Source organism: Faecalibacillus sp., from assembly GCF_047023275.1.
In the GTDB taxonomy this organism is placed as follows: domain Bacteria; phylum Bacillota_I; class Bacilli_A; order Erysipelotrichales; family Coprobacillaceae; genus Faecalibacillus.
Genome location: NZ_JBKYAR010000003.1, coordinates 79,133 through 96,610, shown reverse-complemented (window position 1 = coordinate 96,610; position 17,478 = coordinate 79,133). Strand labels below are relative to the sequence as shown.

General features: G+C 29.4%; 19 protein-coding genes. 13 read left to right on the top strand and 6 right to left on the bottom strand.

Annotated features, from left to right (window positions below; genetic code table 11):
• Positions 1-12: 12 nt before the first annotated feature.
• Complete coding sequence (gene fmt / locus ACLVEP_RS02095; protein WP_412582507.1) at positions 13-966, top strand: methionyl-tRNA formyltransferase; 954 nt, start codon at positions 13-15, stop codon at positions 964-966.
• Positions 967-987: 21 nt separating this feature from the next.
• Here fmt and ACLVEP_RS02090 read toward each other — a convergent pair whose 3' ends face one another.
• Together ACLVEP_RS02090 and ACLVEP_RS02085 are read right to left on the bottom strand one after the other, a co-directional pair.
• Positions 988-1,953 carry a D-2-hydroxyacid dehydrogenase gene (locus ACLVEP_RS02090; RefSeq protein ID WP_412582505.1) on the bottom strand — a complete coding sequence of 322 codons (966 nt, stop codon included), beginning with the start codon at positions 1,951-1,953 and terminating at the stop codon, positions 988-990.
• A gap of 31 nt (positions 1,954-1,984) precedes the next feature.
• Positions 1,985-2,992, bottom strand: coding sequence for an aldo/keto reductase (locus tag ACLVEP_RS02085; RefSeq protein WP_412582503.1), 1,008 nt, complete (start codon positions 2,990-2,992; stop codon positions 1,985-1,987).
• Between the two features lie 104 nt (positions 2,993-3,096).
• Between ACLVEP_RS02085 and ACLVEP_RS02080 the strand changes: the two genes are divergently transcribed.
• The 7 genes from ACLVEP_RS02080 to ACLVEP_RS02050 all read left to right on the top strand — a co-directional run bounded on the left by ACLVEP_RS02080 (position 3,097) and on the right by ACLVEP_RS02050 (position 9,185).
• A complete protein-coding gene (locus ACLVEP_RS02080; RefSeq protein ID WP_412582502.1) occupies positions 3,097-3,981 on the top strand; it encodes a LysR family transcriptional regulator in 885 nt (294 codons plus the stop codon).
• A gap of 67 nt (positions 3,982-4,048) precedes the next feature.
• On the top strand, positions 4,049-5,350 hold the full coding sequence (locus tag ACLVEP_RS02075; protein ID WP_412582501.1) for a pyrimidine-nucleoside phosphorylase: 1,302 nt from the start codon (positions 4,049-4,051) through the stop codon (positions 5,348-5,350).
• A gap of 12 nt (positions 5,351-5,362) precedes the next feature.
• Positions 5,363-6,193 carry a Cof-type HAD-IIB family hydrolase gene (locus tag ACLVEP_RS02070; RefSeq protein ID WP_412582499.1) on the top strand — a complete coding sequence of 277 codons (831 nt, stop codon included), beginning with the start codon at positions 5,363-5,365 and terminating at the stop codon, positions 6,191-6,193.
• Positions 6,194-6,208: 15 nt separating this feature from the next.
• Positions 6,209-6,964 carry a MurR/RpiR family transcriptional regulator gene (locus ACLVEP_RS02065; RefSeq protein WP_412582498.1) on the top strand — a complete coding sequence of 252 codons (756 nt, stop codon included), beginning with the start codon at positions 6,209-6,211 and terminating at the stop codon, positions 6,962-6,964.
• Positions 6,965-6,977: 13 nt separating this feature from the next.
• Positions 6,978-7,733 (top strand): MurR/RpiR family transcriptional regulator, encoded by a 756-nt coding sequence (locus ACLVEP_RS02060; protein ID WP_412582496.1) that lies wholly within the window; start codon positions 6,978-6,980, stop codon positions 7,731-7,733.
• A gap of 23 nt (positions 7,734-7,756) precedes the next feature.
• The gene (locus ACLVEP_RS02055) at positions 7,757-8,311 is read left to right on the top strand and encodes an NUDIX hydrolase (protein ID WP_412582495.1); all 555 of its coding nucleotides are present in this window, start codon (positions 7,757-7,759) and stop codon (positions 8,309-8,311) included.
• A gap of 91 nt (positions 8,312-8,402) precedes the next feature.
• Complete coding sequence (locus ACLVEP_RS02050) at positions 8,403-9,185, top strand: SDR family NAD(P)-dependent oxidoreductase (RefSeq protein ID WP_412582493.1); 783 nt, start codon at positions 8,403-8,405, stop codon at positions 9,183-9,185.
• Positions 9,186-9,208: 23 nt separating this feature from the next.
• On the opposite strand, the gene bilS is transcribed toward ACLVEP_RS02050, so the two are convergent.
• The 3 genes from bilS to ACLVEP_RS02035 all read right to left on the bottom strand — a co-directional run bounded on the left by bilS (position 9,209) and on the right by ACLVEP_RS02035 (position 10,994).
• Positions 9,209-9,664, bottom strand: coding sequence for a flavodoxin family protein BilS (gene bilS / locus ACLVEP_RS02045; RefSeq protein WP_412582492.1), 456 nt, complete (start codon positions 9,662-9,664; stop codon positions 9,209-9,211).
• Positions 9,665-9,695: 31 nt separating this feature from the next.
• Positions 9,696-10,031 (bottom strand): hypothetical protein, encoded by a 336-nt coding sequence (locus ACLVEP_RS02040; protein WP_412582491.1) that lies wholly within the window; start codon positions 10,029-10,031, stop codon positions 9,696-9,698.
• Between the two features lie 69 nt (positions 10,032-10,100).
• Positions 10,101-10,994, bottom strand: coding sequence for an ROK family protein (locus tag ACLVEP_RS02035; RefSeq protein ID WP_412582489.1), 894 nt, complete (start codon positions 10,992-10,994; stop codon positions 10,101-10,103).
• Between the two features lie 188 nt (positions 10,995-11,182).
• Between ACLVEP_RS02035 and ACLVEP_RS02030 the strand changes: the two genes are divergently transcribed.
• Positions 11,183-13,318, top strand: coding sequence for a leucine-rich repeat domain-containing protein (locus ACLVEP_RS02030; RefSeq protein ID WP_412582487.1), 2,136 nt, complete (start codon positions 11,183-11,185; stop codon positions 13,316-13,318).
• Positions 13,319-13,357: 39 nt separating this feature from the next.
• Here ACLVEP_RS02030 and ACLVEP_RS02025 read toward each other — a convergent pair whose 3' ends face one another.
• Positions 13,358-14,698, bottom strand: coding sequence for an FAD-dependent oxidoreductase (locus ACLVEP_RS02025; protein ID WP_412582485.1), 1,341 nt, complete (start codon positions 14,696-14,698; stop codon positions 13,358-13,360).
• A gap of 107 nt (positions 14,699-14,805) precedes the next feature.
• Between ACLVEP_RS02025 and ACLVEP_RS02020 the strand changes: the two genes are divergently transcribed.
• The 4 genes from ACLVEP_RS02020 (at position 14,806) to ACLVEP_RS02005 (ending at position 17,464) form a co-directional block, all read left to right on the top strand.
• A complete protein-coding gene (locus ACLVEP_RS02020) occupies positions 14,806-15,339 on the top strand; it encodes a TIGR00730 family Rossman fold protein (RefSeq protein WP_412582484.1) in 534 nt (177 codons plus the stop codon).
• A gap of 58 nt (positions 15,340-15,397) precedes the next feature.
• The gene (locus ACLVEP_RS02015; RefSeq protein WP_412582482.1) at positions 15,398-15,793 is read left to right on the top strand and encodes a type II toxin-antitoxin system HicB family antitoxin; all 396 of its coding nucleotides are present in this window, start codon (positions 15,398-15,400) and stop codon (positions 15,791-15,793) included.
• A 142-nt stretch (positions 15,794-15,935) separates the two neighbouring features.
• Positions 15,936-16,670, top strand: coding sequence for an HAD family hydrolase (locus ACLVEP_RS02010; protein WP_412582480.1), 735 nt, complete (start codon positions 15,936-15,938; stop codon positions 16,668-16,670).
• Positions 16,670-17,464 (top strand): MurR/RpiR family transcriptional regulator, encoded by a 795-nt coding sequence (locus tag ACLVEP_RS02005; RefSeq protein ID WP_412582479.1) that lies wholly within the window; start codon positions 16,670-16,672, stop codon positions 17,462-17,464. Before ACLVEP_RS02010 ends, ACLVEP_RS02005 begins: the two co-directional genes overlap by 1 nt.
• Positions 17,465-17,478: the final 14 nt, after the last annotated feature.

Sequence of the window (17,478 nt, the reverse complement as noted above, 5' to 3'; positions counted from 1 at the left end):
GAAGTGAAAAAAATGAATCAATTAAAAATCGTATTTATGGGAACAGCAACTTTCTCTGAAGCTGTTTTAAAAAACTTAATTCAACATGATTACAACATCGTCCAAGTTGTTTCACAACCAGATCGTCGTGTTGGAAGAAAAAAAGAACTTAAAATGCCTGAAGTTAAAGTTGTGGCCTTAGAACATGATATACCCGTATTTCAACCACAACGTATCAAAGAAGATTATCAAGCCATTATCGATATGCAACCTGATTTAATTATTACAGCTGCTTATGGACAAATGATTCCACAAGAAGTTTTAGATTGCCCACGTCTTGGATGTATTAACGTTCATGCATCATTACTTCCAAAATATCGTGGAGGTGCACCTGTTCATTATGCTATTTTAAATGGAGATGAAAAAACAGGTGTTACGATTATGTATATGGTAAAAAAGATGGATGCAGGAAATATTATTTATCAAAAAGAAACACCTATTTCTAATGATGAAACAGTAGGAGAACTTTATGATCGTTTATCTATTTTAGGAGCTGAAGCGATTATTGAAGCACTGCCTGCTATTATTGAGGGGACAAATGAATCCATTCCTCAAGATGAATCAAAAGTAACATATTCTCCTGTTATTTCTAGAGAACAAGAAAAAATTGATTTCAATAAGCCAGCAGTAGAAGTTTATAACCATGTAAGAGGATTAAATCCTTGGCCAGGAGCTTATACAACGTATCAAGGAAAAACAGTAAAAATCTATCAAGGACTTGTACATAATTGTCCAAATGCAATGAGCCATCATGCACATCAAGAACCAGGAACAATCGTTAAGATTTTTAAAGATGCTATTGGAGTAAAGGTACAAGATGGAGTTTATATTATTACTGAATTCCAATTAGAAGGTAAAAAACGTATGCTTGTTAAAGATTATTTAAATGGGCATAATATCTTTGAAGTTGATCAAAAATTTGAATAACATAAAAATAGCGCTAAGGCGCTATTTTTTGTATGTGACAACTTTTCGATAACCAGTTTGAAAATCAACTTCATTTTCTAAAGTTTCATTATTCTTTAAATGTTGAATATTTCTAATAACAAGCTCTGTATAATAATTTCTGACACTTTGCCAGACAAAACCACCTGAACTATGTGGAGTGATTAAAACACGATCGTAAGTCCATAAAGGAGAAGTTGATGGTAAAGGCTCTTCTTCAACAACATCTAAGCCAACACCATAAAGATGTCCTTGATTTAATACTTTAATTAAATCTTCATTACAAATTGCACTTCCACGACCGACATTGATTAAAACAGCATCTTTTTTCATTTTTAATAATTTTTCTGAATTAAAAAGATGAATGGTTTCTTTACTTTGAGGTAAAGATAGAATAACAAAATCACTTTGTGGTAAAATTGTATCTAAATCATTGATTGTTGCAACTTCATCAACATAAGGAAGATCCTTTTGGACTCTTCTTTTAATAGCTGTAATATGGCAATCAAAAGCTTTGAGTCTTTTAGCAATTTCATAGCCAATATCACCATATCCAACAATACAAACACGACTATGATAAATTTCTTTTCCTTGTTTTGAAGGAAGCCAATTTCCCTCTTTCATTTGTAAAGTATACGTTTTTAAGTTTTTACAGAAAGTAATCATCATACCAATAACGTGTTCACTAATGGCAATTCCATAACTTCCACTAGCATTTGTAAGTTTTGTCGTTTCGTTTAAAATACCTTCTTTGATATATTGATCACTCCCTGCACTATTAAGTAAGATAGCTTGTAAATGTTCTTGATTTAAATTTAAATCAAGATGGGGATTTCCAACAATCACATCTACTTGATCAATATCTTCTTGAGTTGGTCTTCTTTTAATAAGAACTGTATCATTTATAAAATATTCTTGGATTTTTTTACTTTCCACCTCTTGTAATGGGGCACACACTAAGATTTTCATAAATCCACCTCCCATTACATTTTATCAAAAATTATTTTTTTCGCCAATTGGCACTAAAAGACTTATTTTGACTTTCTTCAATACCACGATGTCCATAGATTTCAATTTTATTTAAAGCTGCTTCTAAATCATCAAATTCTTGTTTGGTAAAACTAATTTGACAAGCTTTTAAGTTTTCTAAAATTCTTTCTTTATTTTTTGAACCAGGAATAGGGACAACATTTGGATATTTATGCAACATCCATGCTAAAGAAATTTGAGCATTTGTTGCATTTTTCTTTAATGCAAGTTCATGAATCATTTCTAATAGGGGTTGATTACGTTCGATGTTTTCTTTTGATAATTGAGGGACCCATTTACGAACATCATCGCCTTCAAATTTTGTTTCTGTAGTGACTTTTCCTGATAGGAAACCACTCGCAATAGGTGAAAAAGGAACAACTCCAATATGATGTTTCAAACAATAAGGAATGACTTCTTTTTCGCAATCTCTTTCCATCATTGAATAAAGATTTTGTACAGCACTTACTGGAGTAACTTGATGAGCACGATCAAGTATTTCAACACCTACTTGAGAAAGACCCCAGCCTTTAATAAGGCCTTCGTCAATTAATTTTCCCATAACTTTGGCCACTTCTTCAATTTCAATATTTTCATTAATACGATGAAGATAATAAAGATCTACATAGTCTGTTTGTAAATTTTCTAAAGATTTTTTTAAATGACGACGAATAATCTCTTCAACCGTTTCTCCAAGATTTAGTTCTTCATTATGGATATGCAATTTTGTCGCAAGGACAACGTCTTTTCTAAAGTCCTTGACAGCTTTACCGACAATTTGTTCATTATGTCCTTCATAAAACATTTCACGTCCATAAGCTTCAGCTGTATCAAAAAAAGTACAGCCAAATTGATAAGCTTCTTGAATAGCTTCAATACTATAACTTTCTTCTGGCACTTTTCCATAGCCATGGGAAAATCCCATACATCCCATAGCAACTTCAGATACTTCTAAATTTCCAATCATTCTTTTTTTCATTTGATATTCCTCCTGTCTTTATTATAGAAGAAGTTTGTTTGACAAAGAAGTTTTGAAAAGATACAATAGTAGAAACTATAAGTTTCTACTAAAGAGGTGATTTTATGTATTTACCAGCACTTGATATTTTTTTAAAAGTTGTTGAATGTGGAAGTTTTTCTAAAGCTGCTAAAGAGCTTTATTTAACACATACAGCTATTATTAAACAAATGAATAGTTTAGAAGAAATGTTGAAAGTAAAATTGTTTATCAGAAGTCCTCAAGGAATCAAACTTACAGAAGCAGGAAAAGTGTTAGCTTACAAAATTGATGAACTTAAAAAAATGAGCCAACAAATGATCAAAGAAGTTCAACGAGCAGGGACTCATAATCAAAAAGAATTTGTTGTTGGAACGTCCACACTTTATCCCTGTGAATCTTTTATGAATTTATGGGATGAAATTCAAAAAGAAAATACAAATTTTCAACTAAAGATACAATCTTTTCAAGATGATCAACATCGCTTGGATCTATTAGATAAAGATTATGATTTTATTGTTTGTCCTTATAATTTAAATAAACAAAATAATCATTATCATTTTATTCCTTTAGGAAAGTATCGTTTTTGTTTAATGGTCCATAAAAATCATCCATTGGCTTCATCTAATGAATTAAGTTTTCAAGATTTAAAACATCAAACAATTCGTATTATGAAAGAAGGAAGTAGTCCTATCAACGATCAAATAAGACAGGATATTTTAAAACATTATCCTTCTATTATGATTAGAGACATCGCACCTTCTTATAATACAGAAACCTTTAATGAATGTGCTTTAAGTCAAGATATTCTATTATCACTTGAATGTTGGAAAAACATTCATCCTTCTCTAAAAGCTATTTCTTTAAAAGAAGACTATTTTTTACCTTATGGAATCGTTTGTAAGAGAAATTCTTCTCAAAAAATGGAAGAATTTCTCACAGTAATTGAAAAGATTCTCTCGAAAGAATGAAAGTGTTTTCAAAATAAAATAAATTATAGTAAAATAAGATTAGATTGAAATAAAAGGGGAAATGACAATGAGAATGGTTGATTTAATTGAATATAAAAAAAATAATGGAGAATTCAATCAGCAACAAATTCAATTTATTATAGATGGTTATGTAAAGGGTAGTATTCCAGATTATCAAATGTCTGCTTTGTTAATGGCGATTTGTTTTCAAGGACTGACTGCAAAGGAAACAGCCTTGCTTACACAAGCTATGGAATATAGTGGAGATATTATCGATTTATCTAAAATTGAAGGAATTAAAGTAGATAAGCATTCAACTGGGGGTGTTGGTGATAAAACATCACTTGTATTAGGACCTATCGTCGCTGCTTGTGGCGGTAAAGTAGCAAAAATGTCAGGAAGAGGTTTAGGACATACCGGTGGAACACTAGATAAGTTAGAATCTATTCCAGGTTTTAATATTTATGTATCAGAAGAAGATTTTATCCAACAAGTCAATGATATTGGTTTAGCCATCATAGGACAAAGTGCTTCTCTTGTACCTGCTGATAAAAAAATCTATGCTTTACGTGATGTAACAGGAACAGTTTCTTGTATTCCTTTAATTGCCTCATCTATTATGTCTAAAAAACTTGCCAGTGGGGCAGATACGATTTTATTGGATGTCAAATATGGAAATGGGGCTTTTATGCAAACGTTAGAAGATGCTAAAAAGCTTGCTCAAACAATGATCGACATTGGAAAACATTGTTATAAAGATACGCGTGCAACCATTTCAAGTATGTCACAACCTTTAGGAAAGGCAATTGGTAATAGTTTAGAAGTCATTGAAGCAATTGAAACGCTTAAAGGAAATGGGCCTCAAGATTTAGAAGAATTATGTTTAAAAGCAGGAAGTACAATGCTTGTTCAAGCAAAACTTTATCAAAATGAAAAAGAGGCGTATAAAGCATTACAAGAGGTAATTTCTAATGGAAAAGCTTTAGAAAAACTCAAAGAAATGGTTAAAAGACAAGGTGGAGATGTTTCATATATAGAAAATCCTGAACTTTTTGAAAAACCAAGTGTTATAATGGAAATAACTTCAAAGGAAACAGGTTATGTTAAAGCATTGGAAGCAAAGAATTTAGGAATTGTTTCAATGAAATTAGGTGGTGGTCGCATGACTAAAGATGAAGATGTTGACCATGCTGTAGGACTTGTTTTAAATAAAAAAATAGGGGATCAGGTAGAAATTGGTGAAACATTATTGACTGTTTATGCAAGAAACAAAGTCAGTCAAGAAATCATAGAAGAAATTTATCAAAGTTATACGATTGTTGATGAATTTGTAGAAAAACCTATTTTGATTGAAGAAATCATGAAGTAAGAGGTAAGAAAAATGAAGTATGTATTTTTTGATATTGATGGAACAATTCGAGGGAAAAGCAGAGAAGTTACACAAAGAAATAAAGAAGCCATTCGTAAATTAAGAAAAAATGGACATAAAGCTTTCTTATGTACAGGAAGAGCACCAGTTTCAATTACACAAGATATTTTAGATGTTGGCTTTGATGGTGTCATTTCTGCAGCAGGAAGCTTTATTCAAATAGATGGCAAGTACATTTATGAAAATTTTTTAGATAGTAAACGTCTTCAACAGGCCATTGTTTTATTTTCAAATGCGCAAGTTGGTTTTACGCTTGAAACAAAAAATGAACTTTTTCAATCAGGATATGCTAGAGAATATATGGAAAGAAGACAAATCAAAGATACACAAGCCAATCCAGAACTTGCACGTTTCTTTGAAAAAAGAAATCAGGCTTTTAAACCAATTACAGAATATGATCCTGGCAAAGATAAAGTGACTAAAATTGTTTTTATTGCATATGATAAATATGCATTGCTTGATACGGTGCCTCATTTGAGTAAAGATTTTAATGTGGTTTTATTTTCTAAACCAGAAGATGATTTTATTAATGGGGAAATTATTTCAAAAAACTGTACAAAGGCAGATGCCATTGAAAGAGTGATTCATTACTATCATGCAAGCATGGAAGATACAATTGCTTTTGGAGATAGTATGAATGATTATCAAATGATTGAAAAAGCAAATCAAGGAATTGTTTTTGAAGGAGCAAAGGAAAAGCTATTAGATATTGCTTATGATACTTTCAAAGATCCTGATCAAGATGGTATTGCTTTAAGCTTAGAAAAACTAGGCTTAATATAGAAAGGAAAGGTACGTATGGGAAATGTACTACTTGCAAGAATACTTGAATACTTTAATGGGACACTTTTTTTAGATGATAATTATCGTTTTTGTGTATTCTTTATTGAAAATTATATAGATTTTTATAAGATGACATTAGAAGAAGTTGTTGAAAAATCAAAGATTTCTAAAGAAGCAATTTTAAATTTTTTAAGTCATTTAGGATTTGATGACTATGCTTCTTTCCAAGATAAGCTTTATGCTGATGTTATTTTAAGACAAGATCAAATTCGTTCAAGAATGCTTGGATTAAAAATGGATGATCTTTTTAAACAAGTGCATTTATGTGATGATAAAGAAAAATTTATTGAAGATTTGGATCATATTTGTCATGATATTTCTTCGTCTAAAAGAGTGATTATTATTGGGGCACTTTATCCAATCTCTATTGCTGTTGAATTTCAAACAGATTTGATTACTTTTGGAAAGCCTGTTTTCCAATATCATTCTTTTGATACACAACTTGATTTAAATAAAGATGATTATGTTATTTTTGTATCAGCAACAGGGAGAGCCTATGATGCTTTTATGAATGATCATCGAGATTTTGATATCAACAGATCTCAATTCTTACTTATTACACAAAATAAAAAATATAAGAGTCAAATTGGCGATGAACGTGTTATCTATGTTGCCAGTTCAAGACATGATAGTATTGATTTTAACTATCGTTTGATGACGATCTTTGATATTATGCGTGTAACGTATTATAAAAAATATCATTTTATTTAAAGGGGAGGATGTTATGAATATACTACTTTCAAGAATTTTAAAATATTTAAATGGTACATTGTTCCTTGATGATGCATATCGTTTTTGTGTATTCTTTATCCTTCATTATCAAAACTTTGGAGACTATTCATTAGATGAAGTTGCAAGTGAACTAAAGACAACACCAGAAAGTATTTTAAACTTCTTAAAATATTTAGGTTTCTATGATTATGAAACTTTTGTAGAAACTTATCATAAACATAAAAAAGTACGTCTTGAACAAATTGAAGAACGTATGGAAAATTTGAATATTTGTACGTATGTTGAACGTATTAAGGTTTCTAATGATAATAAAGAATTTTTAAAGAAAATAGAAGAAGTTTGTACAAAAATCCATGAATCAAAACGAGTGATTCTAGTAGGAGCTCTTTATCCAATGTCTATTGCGGTAGAGTTTCAAACTGATTTGATTTCGTTTGGAAAAACAGTTTTACAATATCATACGTATGATAAAGATATGATTTTTAATGAAAATGATTATGTTATCTTTACTTCTTCTTCAGGAAGATCTTTAGAAGGCTTTATGTATACAAGAACAAATCTTTCATTACAAAATACCACATCTTTACTTATTACCCAAAATCCAACCTATGCAAGAAAGAAACTAACAACAGATACGATTCAAGTACCAGGTAGATTTGATGGGATTAATTTCAATTATCAAATCATGACGATCTTTGATTTGATTCGTGTGATGTATTATCAAAAATATATTGAAAAACAGGGATAACCTGTTTTTTTTAGGAGAAAATAATGAAACAACAATTACTTAATTATCAACCATTTAACGAACAAGAAGAAAAAGATAAAGAGTTCTTACTTAAAGTTATTGACCAGAAAGATGTCCTTACAAGAAAAAGTAAAGGTGGACATTTTACAGTATCATGTTGGGTTTTAAATCAAAGTCATGATAAAGTTTTAATGTGTTATCATAAAATTTATAATTCTTGGTGTTGGCTTGGGGGACATGTTGATGGTCAAAAAGATTTTAAAAAAGTGGCTTTAAAAGAATTTCAAGAAGAAAGTGGTTTAAAGCATGTTAAGTTTTTAATGGATGATCCTTTTTCAATTGAAATTTTAACAGTCAATGGACATATTAAAAACGGAGCCTATGTATCTAGTCATCTTCATTATAATATTACCTATTTAATGGAAGCTAATGATCAAGAAACATTAACTATTAAAGAAGATGAAAATAAGGGATTACAATGGTTTGGCTTTGAAGAAGCCTTAAAAGCTTCCACGGAACCATGGTTAGTTGAAAATGTTTATAAAAAACTAAATAAAAAAATAAAAATGATTTTTTAATGTCAATTCTTTTTACTAATGATTTCTATTAGTAAATGAAATTGTATAAATAGAATGAGATTTCTATAATAACCACTAGAGGTGAAAGAAAATGATTAAATATGATTTTAGTGGAAAAAATGTGATTGTTACAGGAGCTTCAATGGGTCTTGGAAAGGCTATTGCTTTAGAGTTTGTTAAAGCAAAAGCAAATGTTGTGATTGCTGATTTAAATATTGAAACAGCAAATCAGACAAAAGAAGAATTATCGAAATATGGGACAAAGGTATTAGCTTATCAAGTTGATGTTTCTAAAGCAAATGATTTTCAAAATCTTGTAAGTGCTATTGAAAATCAATGGGGAAGAATTGATGTTTTAGTAAATAATGCGGGTATTTGTAAATCATTACCATTAATCGAAATGGAAGATGAAGATATTGATCGTATGATTAAAATTAATCTAAATGGAACAGTTTATGGATGTAAAGCAGTTTTGCCTGTTATGCAAAAACAACATTATGGAAAAATTATCAATATGTCATCAGTAGCTGCAAAATTAGGTGGAGCTAATGCATCTGTTTATTCCATTACCAAAGCAGGTGTTTTAGAACTTACAGCTTGTCTTGCTAGAGAGTATGCAAAAGATAATATCAATATTAACTGCGTATTACCGGGGATTATTCGTACACCATTATGGGAAAACATGTTAAATGAACTTACTGTTGGTCATGAAGATCAAAAAGATGAAGTCTTTACTTCTTTTACAAAAGATATTCCTTTAGGAAGACCACAAGAAGCAAAGGATATTGCAAATGCCGTTTTATTTCTAGCAAGTGATGATTCTAACAACATTACAGCTCAAAACTTAGGCGTTGATGGTGGACAAACTTATTAATGAAAAAAGACAACTGTTAGAAACTAATAGTTGTCTTTTTCATTTAGGACTTCTTTTTTTAAATTCTCAAAATCTTCTTTATTTGGATGATTAAGTGCCTCATAATAGTTTTCAATAAGTAAATCAATATTTTTTGGTGCTTTTCCACTTTCTTTTAAAGAAAGATAGCGTTGCAAAACAGTTTCAGGCATTTTCCCTTGACACATAAAACTTCCTACAACTTCATTCGTAGAATCAATACTTTCTTTAACTTTATTGATAATGCGTTTAAAGTATTCTTCACTTTTTCCAAAACCAGCTGTTCCAAAGAGAAAGATTTTTTGATGATGTAATGTTTTTAAATAATCTAAAGCTTCTTGATTGGCGTTTCCTTTATCTGTCCAAAAACCAACATAGATGATTTTTGAATCTTTAACAACTTCTTTTAAAGTATCTGCAAGGAGTTTGGTGTTTCCTGTTTGACTAAAATAGTAAATCATTTTTTATAAATAAAAAGAACTTTCGTCCTCTTTATTTTACAACTCCTGCGACTCTTGTAATAGGCATTGCAAAGGCAATCCCTGTATTATGATTTTCTAAACCACCTAAAGCTTTATCAATTGTATCGAAAACAAGGTCAGTTTGTTCATCTTTGATAATGAAAAACATTGTTTTACTATCAGGACGTGCTTGTTCAAGGAAAAGTCGTAAAGAACCTAAAATATAACTTTCATCACTTTCTTGAATATAAGAAATCATTCCTTGGGAATCAATGATTGTTCCTCCACTGACACCTGCTTTTTTTAAACTTGTTAATAAATTTTGTAATAATTCTGTCTTATGTAAAACAACAAATACCACTTGCATAATTGTCACCCCTCAATGTTATTGTACACTGATTTTCTCTTTTAAAAAAGATATTTCTCAAAGAGAAAATTATTTAAAAGTTTGAATATGTTGATAAAGTGCACCAATTAAATTGGCATCGTTTCTAAATTTACATGGGACAATTTCAGGATGATAGACATCAAAATGTAAATTATCAAAAATTTCATTAATATTTTTATTAATAAGTTCAATAAGTAAAGGTTGTGCAGAAATGCCACCACCAATAGCTACTTTTTCACAATCAAAAATAATGTGTACATTAAAAATTTGTGTTGCTACTTCCTTGGCAAAAGCATCAATTCCTGCAATGACTTTTTCATTTCCATTATTAGCCATTTCAAAGATTTCAATGCCACTATACTCTTTATCTGTTTCAAGGGCTTCTTGAACACGTTGTAATAATCCTGAAATACCATTTCTCATACACCAAGCATGATTCCAAGTAAAAGGATCTAAGTTGTTTGTTTTAATAAAAGAAAATTCACCTGCTGAAAAATGTCTTCCTGTGTGGACTTTATGATCTTTAATTAAACATCCACCGATTCCTGTTCCTAAAATTACTACAGCTCCATCTTGAATATCTTGGAGATTACCAAAACCAATTTCCGCGTTGGCAGCACATTTAGCGTCATTACCAATTGTAATATTTGTCGGACAACGTTTTTTTAAAACCTCAACAGTTTCTAATTTATCAATATAACGCAAAGATCCTCCCGTATATTGATAACCTCTTTCAGGATCAATGATGCCAGGCATGGAAAGTGCCATACCATCAATTCGCTCTTTATATTGATCATAGATTTTTCCAATCGTTTCAATAAAATTTTCAAGGGTATCCATAGGAGTTGGTACACTTGATTTTTCTAAAATAGTTAAATCTTCTTGCATTAATGCATATTTGATGGCACTACCACCAACATCTAATGTTAAATATGTTTTCATAAACTTCCTCCCATACTACTTCTATTATATAATAGAAAAAATGAAAAGGATATCATTAAATCAAAATATCATTTACTTAATCTTTACATGATATTAATCATTTTAAGCTATTTGAAAATTACTTGTCTAGATATACTCATTTATGTAATTTAGAGCTTTAGATTAATAACATGCAAAGGAGCATAAAAATGAAATTAAAACAAAAAGCAGCATCAGCTGTGTTAATTGCGACAATGATGTGTACGCAAAGTCCAATTGTCTTTGCAATGCAAGAAAACGCAACAAATTTAGAAAACAATGAAGTTTTAACAGAAAGTATTAATGAAGATGTAAAACAATTAAATACTGTTGATGAAAGTTCGGCTTCAATAGGAGATACTATTGAAGAAAATGGAATAACATATGAAATCACTAAACTTCCATCAACTTCAACACATGGAACAGTTAAATTAACCAATGGAAATACTGCAAGTGGAGATATCACGATTCCATCATTTATCACTTCTAATGGAAAATATGATGTTACTGAATTAGCTGATAATGCATTTAAAGGAAATACAGCATTAACACGTATTGATTTATCAAAAACTTCTGTAAAAAAAATTGGACAATATTGTTTTAGTGGTTGTACTAATTTAACAGAAGCAAAATTTACAGAAGATACAGCTATCTATTTAACAATAGATAGAAGAGCTTTTGAAAATTGTAAAGCTTTAAAAGAATTACAATTTGCCTCAGTACAAATAACAACAAATAGTGCACTCGCATTTTATAATTCGGGTATTGAAAAAATAACAATTTTAAATCCTCTTCAATTTTCAAGATATGCTTTTAGTGGATTACCTAGTGGATTTATCTTAAATTGTCCACATAAGATATCAACTGTAAGTAATTTGAATTCAGAAATGTTTGGAATGACACAAAATGTTACTTTCTTAGTTCCAAATAGTGATTTAAAATCAAAAATGGAAATAAAATTTAAATCAAATTCTAGAGTTACAGTTAAATTAGCCAATGAAGATGTGGAAGATACAAAAGCAGTTGTAAAAGATAATAAAGGACAAGTATTATCATATGCTTCTTTAGACGATGCTTTTAAAGGAATTAATGAAAGCAGTAATGAAGGTCCTTTTATGGTCTATATGAGTAATCATACAACAGCAATCGACTGGCCAGCAACTTTACCAAATAAAGCAGTTGTTATTGATTTTGGTCAAAATCAAGTAAACCTTCCTGAAAGTATAACATTACAAGCACCTCTAACAATAAAAAATGTCAACAACTTTACAAATTCAAATCTATGCCATTTAAACGCTAATGAATATGCCTTTGTTATGGAAAATGGAGGAAGCTTTGGATTTAGTGAAATTACGGGAAACCATCTTACATTTAAAGGAAGATTACCAGGAAGTACACCTTTAGGTAAACAAATTCAAATTAAAGGATATAGTGAAAATGCTCAAATAACATTTGAAAATATAGGTAGAAGTAATTATTATTACCATTTACCAGATATTGAAAATTTTACAAATTTGGAATTAAATGATGCTTATTTATCAGCAGATGCTAAACAAGTAAATGATTTAAATATTTCTATAAATGATGGTGGATTACAAATAACAGGTGATACAAAAGTTAAATCAATAAGTGGTACAGGAGAAATCCGTTTAACAGCAGATACATCTCTTATTATTGAAGAAAAAGCAGAAGGAAAATTTGTTTTACCAGATTATAATCATGAAGATTCAATGATTACTGTGCCAGTAGATAGTCAAATTCAATTTGTAGATAATGAAGGAAATAAGGTACATGCACATTCTTATGTCATGAATCATGATGATCAAAAACATTGGTTAGAATGTGGTTGTGGTGCTAAAAAAGATATCGAAGATCATCAAGGTGGAAAAGCTAATTGTCATAAAAAAGCTATCTGCGATGTTTGTGGAGAAGAATATGGTGATTTTGATTTAGAAAATCATGATGGTGAAACTGAAGTAAGAGGTCAAATTGAAGCACAAATTGGTCAAGATGGATATACTGGTGATACTTATTGCTTAGGATGTGGTCAACTTTTAAGTAAAGGTGAAGTTATTCCAGCATTAAAAGAAGAACCAACGAAACCAACACAACCAGCCGATAAAGATCAAAATGTTACAGTTTCTATTGATAAAAATAATTCTCAAGAACAACCTTCTCAAAAAGAAGAAAAAACAGATTCAAAAGTAAAAACAGGAGATACATCTACTATAGCTATGTGGATCGTTACTTTATTGAGTGCACTTAGTGGAATGATTTTTATCAAGAAAAAAGACATGATTAAATAATATTTATACAAGTAATAAAAAACAGCATTTGCTGTTTTTTTATTTGTTTTTCATATCTTTTAAACATGGACCTTCAATGAGTTTTCCATAACAATCAAAAATAGATTGATGGCATGGACAATGCCATATTTGATGTTTTTCATCAAAAGAAAGTAGACCTTTTAAATGAGGACAGTAGGGTGAAAAATAATGATAAATACCGTGCTTATCTAAATAAACAGCATAGAGTTTATGATTGATTTTTATAAGTCCACCTTGACCTCTTTGTAAGTTTTTTTTGGTATGAAAATGAAATTTTATATAACCAAGATAAAGATGATGAAGTATTTGTTTAAAATATATTTTAGAATAGCTTAAAGAATAATAATGACAAGAAAACAAAGAAAGATAGGCATTATCATTATTTAAATAAAGATCTTTAATGATTTTAGACGCTAAAAAAGAATTTGTCATACCCCATTTTTGAAAACCATAAATAAAATATTCATGTTCTCTATAACGCCCTATATAAGGAATTCCTCTTAAAGGAATCGTATCTTGTGCAAACCAGTCTTTACTTTTAGAATTAATAACTAAAGCATGATTTTTTAAAGGTCGATAGCTTTCTGTAAGATCAATAGAGAGTGTACATTGATTTCCTGTTCTTTGTTTTAAATCAACACTTTCTAAAGATTGAAACATTTTTAAAAAGTAGAATCCTCTTTTAATAAAAGGGTAACGCGTTGCATGAATGAGATCTTGGCAAATAATACGATGTCCTTGTACATAGACAAGAAAATCATTTTTTCTTCTAATGATTTTTTCAACTCGACTATGTTCATAAAATTGGATATTTTCTTTTTGACAACGTTCAACAAGGTGATAAAGATATTTTAAAGGATGAAAAATATATTGATGATCTAAACTGATTGTTTTTAAATGTTTTTGTTTATCAAAAACAGTCTCTCCAAAGAGTTGTAAATAATGTTGTTCTTTTTCAAGTTTCTCGACATTTTTTAAATCATTGGTATATAAAGACATGGTACATTCTTTAAAACAACAATCGATTTTTTCTTTTTTAATTAAATCTTGAATACCTTTCATCGCTTCTTTTTGACTTTGATAGTATAAATAAGCTGTTTCAATATTATAATGTTTTACAAGTTTTTGATAAATAAGACCTTGTAAAAGAGTAATTTTAGCAGTTGTATGTCCACTGGTATGACTACCTAAAAGATTTTTTTCTACAACAGTTATTTTTTTACCTGTTTCTTTTAGCTGATAAGCACATGAAATACCAGATAGACCACCACCGATAATAAGAATATCCGTTTTTATATCTTTATTTAATTGTTTAAAACAAGGATGTTGACTTGTTTTTTGCCAATAAGATTCATTCATAAAATCACCTGCTTTATTATGAAGCAAAAGATCATTTTTTATACAGAAAATGATATAATAAGTCAAAAGAATAAAAATGATTTAATTTATAAATTTTGGAGGTATTCATGAATATAACAGTTTATTTAGGGGCAAGTAGTGGAAATGATAAAAAACTTACTTTAGCAGCAAGAGAACTTGGTAAGTGGATTGGAGAAAATAGACATACTCTTGTTTATGGAGGTTCTAAATGTGGTTTAATGGGAGAACTGGCTGAAAGTGTTTTAAAGGCAAAGGGAAAAGTCATAGGTGTTGAACCACAATTTTTCATTGATGCAGGTTTTGATTATCCTGAAATAACACAATTAATTGTGACACAAGATATGAGCGAAAGAAAAACAAAGATGATTGAATTAGGAGATGCGTTTATTGCTTTTCCAGGAGGAACAGGTACATTAGAAGAAATTACAGAAGTTATGTCTAAAGTCTCATTGAAACATTTAAAGACACCTTGTATGCTTTATAATTTAAATGGGTATTATGATGATTTAAAGAAACTTTTAGATAAGATGATTGATTTTGATTTGTCATCTAAGGAAAAACAAGAGGGTATTTATTTTGTAGAAAATTTAGAGGATATAAAAGAAATTATAAATTCTTAATAGTAGATATTATTATACGTATCGACACGTGTTATAATCATAAATGGAGGTTGTTTGTATGCGTAAAAAATTAATTTATCCAGCAGTTTTTTTGCAAGAGGATGATGGTATTACAATTACTTTTCCAGATTTAGATGGGTGTTTTAGCTGTGCGGATACTTTTGAAGAGGCTTATGATATGGCTAAGGAAGCAATGGAATTATATTTAGAAGATTATGTTGGTGATTTATTTAAAAGTGCTCCTACTCCTTCTAAATTACAAAATATTGTTTTAAAGGAAAATGAATGTATTGCTTTGATTGAATTAGATATTAAAGAATATTTAAAGACATTTGATAATAAGGCTGTAAAAAAAACACTCACAATTCCAGCGTGGTTAAATGATATAGCTACAAAGAAAAAGTTGAATTTTTCTAAAATATTACAAGAAGCACTCATTAAAGAAATTCAATAAAATGTAAAAAGAGGATGATATTCCTAACATATTAAATCAAGGGAGATTATAAAGATCTCCTTTTTGATATTTATTTTTTATTAAGAAAAATGATTTTCTTTTTTTATGAAATCAACTACAATAAAGACATTGGAGGATTATTATGAAAGTACTAGCAAGTGATTATGATGGAACATTATTATTTAATGAACAATTTAAAGAAGGGGATTTAAAGAAAATCAAGGAATTTCAAAAAGTAGGCAACTTATTTGGTTTGTGTAGTGGAAGACCTTTTAAAGGTATTTACGAATTTTGTAAGCCTTATATTGATTTTGATTTCTATATTCTATGTACAGGAGCACTTGTGCTTAATAAAGAAAGAGAAGTTATTTATAAAAGTACGATTTCTAAACATTTATTACATGAATTTTATGATCGTTATCAAAAAGATTATGATATTTTTATTCAAGCTAATATGCAAATTTATACATTTTTAAAAGAAGATTTAGGTTCAATGGTTAGACAAGTTATTACATCTTTAGATGAAGTGGAAGGAGATATTTATGGTTTATCCATGAATGCAAAAACAGATGAAAACGCTAAAAAAGTGTGTCTTGATATTGAAGAACATTTTCCTGAATTAACAGCACATCAAAATAAAGAATTTATTGATATTACTGAAAAAGGATGTTCTAAAGGTTTAGGAATTTTAAAATTAAAAGAATTAATGCATTTAGAGGAAGTTGCCGGAATTGGGGATTCGTATAATGACATTCCTATGTTAGAAACAGTGGATCATTCTTTTACTTTTCCAACATCACCAGAGAGTTTAACATCGATTGTTGATGATGTAGTTGATAGTGTGGAAGAAGCGCTTGATATTTTAATGAAAGAATAATGAAAATATTACAACAACTTAAAGAAAATCATTATACCGAATCAGAACAACAAGTCATTGATTATTTATTAGATCATTTAGAAGATTTAACTTTACTTTCAATCAATGATCTAGCAAAAAAAAGCTATACTTCAAATGCCACGATCATTCGTTTATGTCATAAAGTAGGCTATCAAGGGTATCGACAATTTAAATTGGCTTTATTACAGGAACTTGAAGCTAATAAATATATGGTAAGTCAAGTAGACTATACAATCCCATTTCAAGTCAATGAAACAAGTGAACAAATCATTCAAAACATGTTTTCTCTTTATCAAGAAAGTATTCAACAAGTCTATCATCATTTATCTATTAAAACCTTAAATAAAATAGCAACATTGATGGTACAAAAGAAAAGAGTTTTTATTTATGGCTATGGCGATAGCCAAATAACAGCAGCAAACTTTATTAATAAACTTGCAAAGATTAATTTATTTCCTATCTTAGCAACTCAATACGGGGAAGAAATCTATATTTCTAAACAATTACAGCCAGGAGATTTTGCTTTGTTTATCTCTTATAGTGGAGAAAATACATCCCTTTTAGAATGTATGAAAATCTTAAATCAAAAAGGAATTCAAACAGCTTTGGTTACTGCTAATCTTCAAAGTCCACTTGTTGTTTATAGTCAATATCAGATTATGATTCCTGACTATGAAAAACAAAATAAGATTGCAACATTCTATTCTCAACTTGCCTTTATGTACATCTTAAATAATTTACATGCGCTTATTTATCATCTTAAAAATAAGTGAACCAAAAGTTCAGT

Excerpts from the sequence above, each read along its gene's own strand:
- ACLVEP_RS02025 (WP_412582485.1), bottom strand. The coding sequence starts at position 14,698 with ATGAATGAATCTTATTGGCAAAAAACAAGTCAACATCCTTGTTTTAAA.
- ACLVEP_RS02010 (WP_412582480.1), top strand. The coding sequence starts at position 15,936 with ATGAAAGTACTAGCAAGTGATTATGATGGAACATTATTATTTAATGAA.
- ACLVEP_RS02005 (WP_412582479.1), top strand. The coding sequence starts at position 16,670 with ATGAAAATATTACAACAACTTAAAGAAAATCATTATACCGAATCAGAA.
- bilS (WP_412582492.1), bottom strand. The coding sequence starts at position 9,664 with ATGATTTACTATTTTAGTCAAACAGGAAACACCAAACTCCTTGCAGAT.
- ACLVEP_RS02090 (WP_412582505.1), bottom strand. The coding sequence starts at position 1,953 with ATGAAAATCTTAGTGTGTGCCCCATTACAAGAGGTGGAAAGTAAAAAA.
- ACLVEP_RS02065 (WP_412582498.1), top strand. The coding sequence starts at position 6,209 with ATGGGAAATGTACTACTTGCAAGAATACTTGAATACTTTAATGGGACA.
- ACLVEP_RS02070 (WP_412582499.1), top strand. The coding sequence starts at position 5,363 with ATGAAGTATGTATTTTTTGATATTGATGGAACAATTCGAGGGAAAAGC.
- ACLVEP_RS02050 (WP_412582493.1), top strand. The coding sequence starts at position 8,403 with ATGATTAAATATGATTTTAGTGGAAAAAATGTGATTGTTACAGGAGCT.
- ACLVEP_RS02080 (WP_412582502.1), top strand. The coding sequence starts at position 3,097 with ATGTATTTACCAGCACTTGATATTTTTTTAAAAGTTGTTGAATGTGGA.
- ACLVEP_RS02085 (WP_412582503.1), bottom strand. The coding sequence starts at position 2,992 with ATGAAAAAAAGAATGATTGGAAATTTAGAAGTATCTGAAGTTGCTATG.
- ACLVEP_RS02040 (WP_412582491.1), bottom strand. The coding sequence starts at position 10,031 with ATGCAAGTGGTATTTGTTGTTTTACATAAGACAGAATTATTACAAAAT.
- ACLVEP_RS02015 (WP_412582482.1), top strand. The coding sequence starts at position 15,398 with ATGCGTAAAAAATTAATTTATCCAGCAGTTTTTTTGCAAGAGGATGAT.
- ACLVEP_RS02060 (WP_412582496.1), top strand. The coding sequence starts at position 6,978 with ATGAATATACTACTTTCAAGAATTTTAAAATATTTAAATGGTACATTG.
- ACLVEP_RS02020 (WP_412582484.1), top strand. The coding sequence starts at position 14,806 with ATGAATATAACAGTTTATTTAGGGGCAAGTAGTGGAAATGATAAAAAA.
- ACLVEP_RS02030 (WP_412582487.1), top strand. The coding sequence starts at position 11,183 with ATGAAATTAAAACAAAAAGCAGCATCAGCTGTGTTAATTGCGACAATG.
- ACLVEP_RS02035 (WP_412582489.1), bottom strand. The coding sequence starts at position 10,994 with ATGAAAACATATTTAACATTAGATGTTGGTGGTAGTGCCATCAAATAT.
- ACLVEP_RS02075 (WP_412582501.1), top strand. The coding sequence starts at position 4,049 with ATGAGAATGGTTGATTTAATTGAATATAAAAAAAATAATGGAGAATTC.
- ACLVEP_RS02055 (WP_412582495.1), top strand. The coding sequence starts at position 7,757 with ATGAAACAACAATTACTTAATTATCAACCATTTAACGAACAAGAAGAA.
- fmt (WP_412582507.1), top strand. The coding sequence starts at position 13 with ATGAATCAATTAAAAATCGTATTTATGGGAACAGCAACTTTCTCTGAA.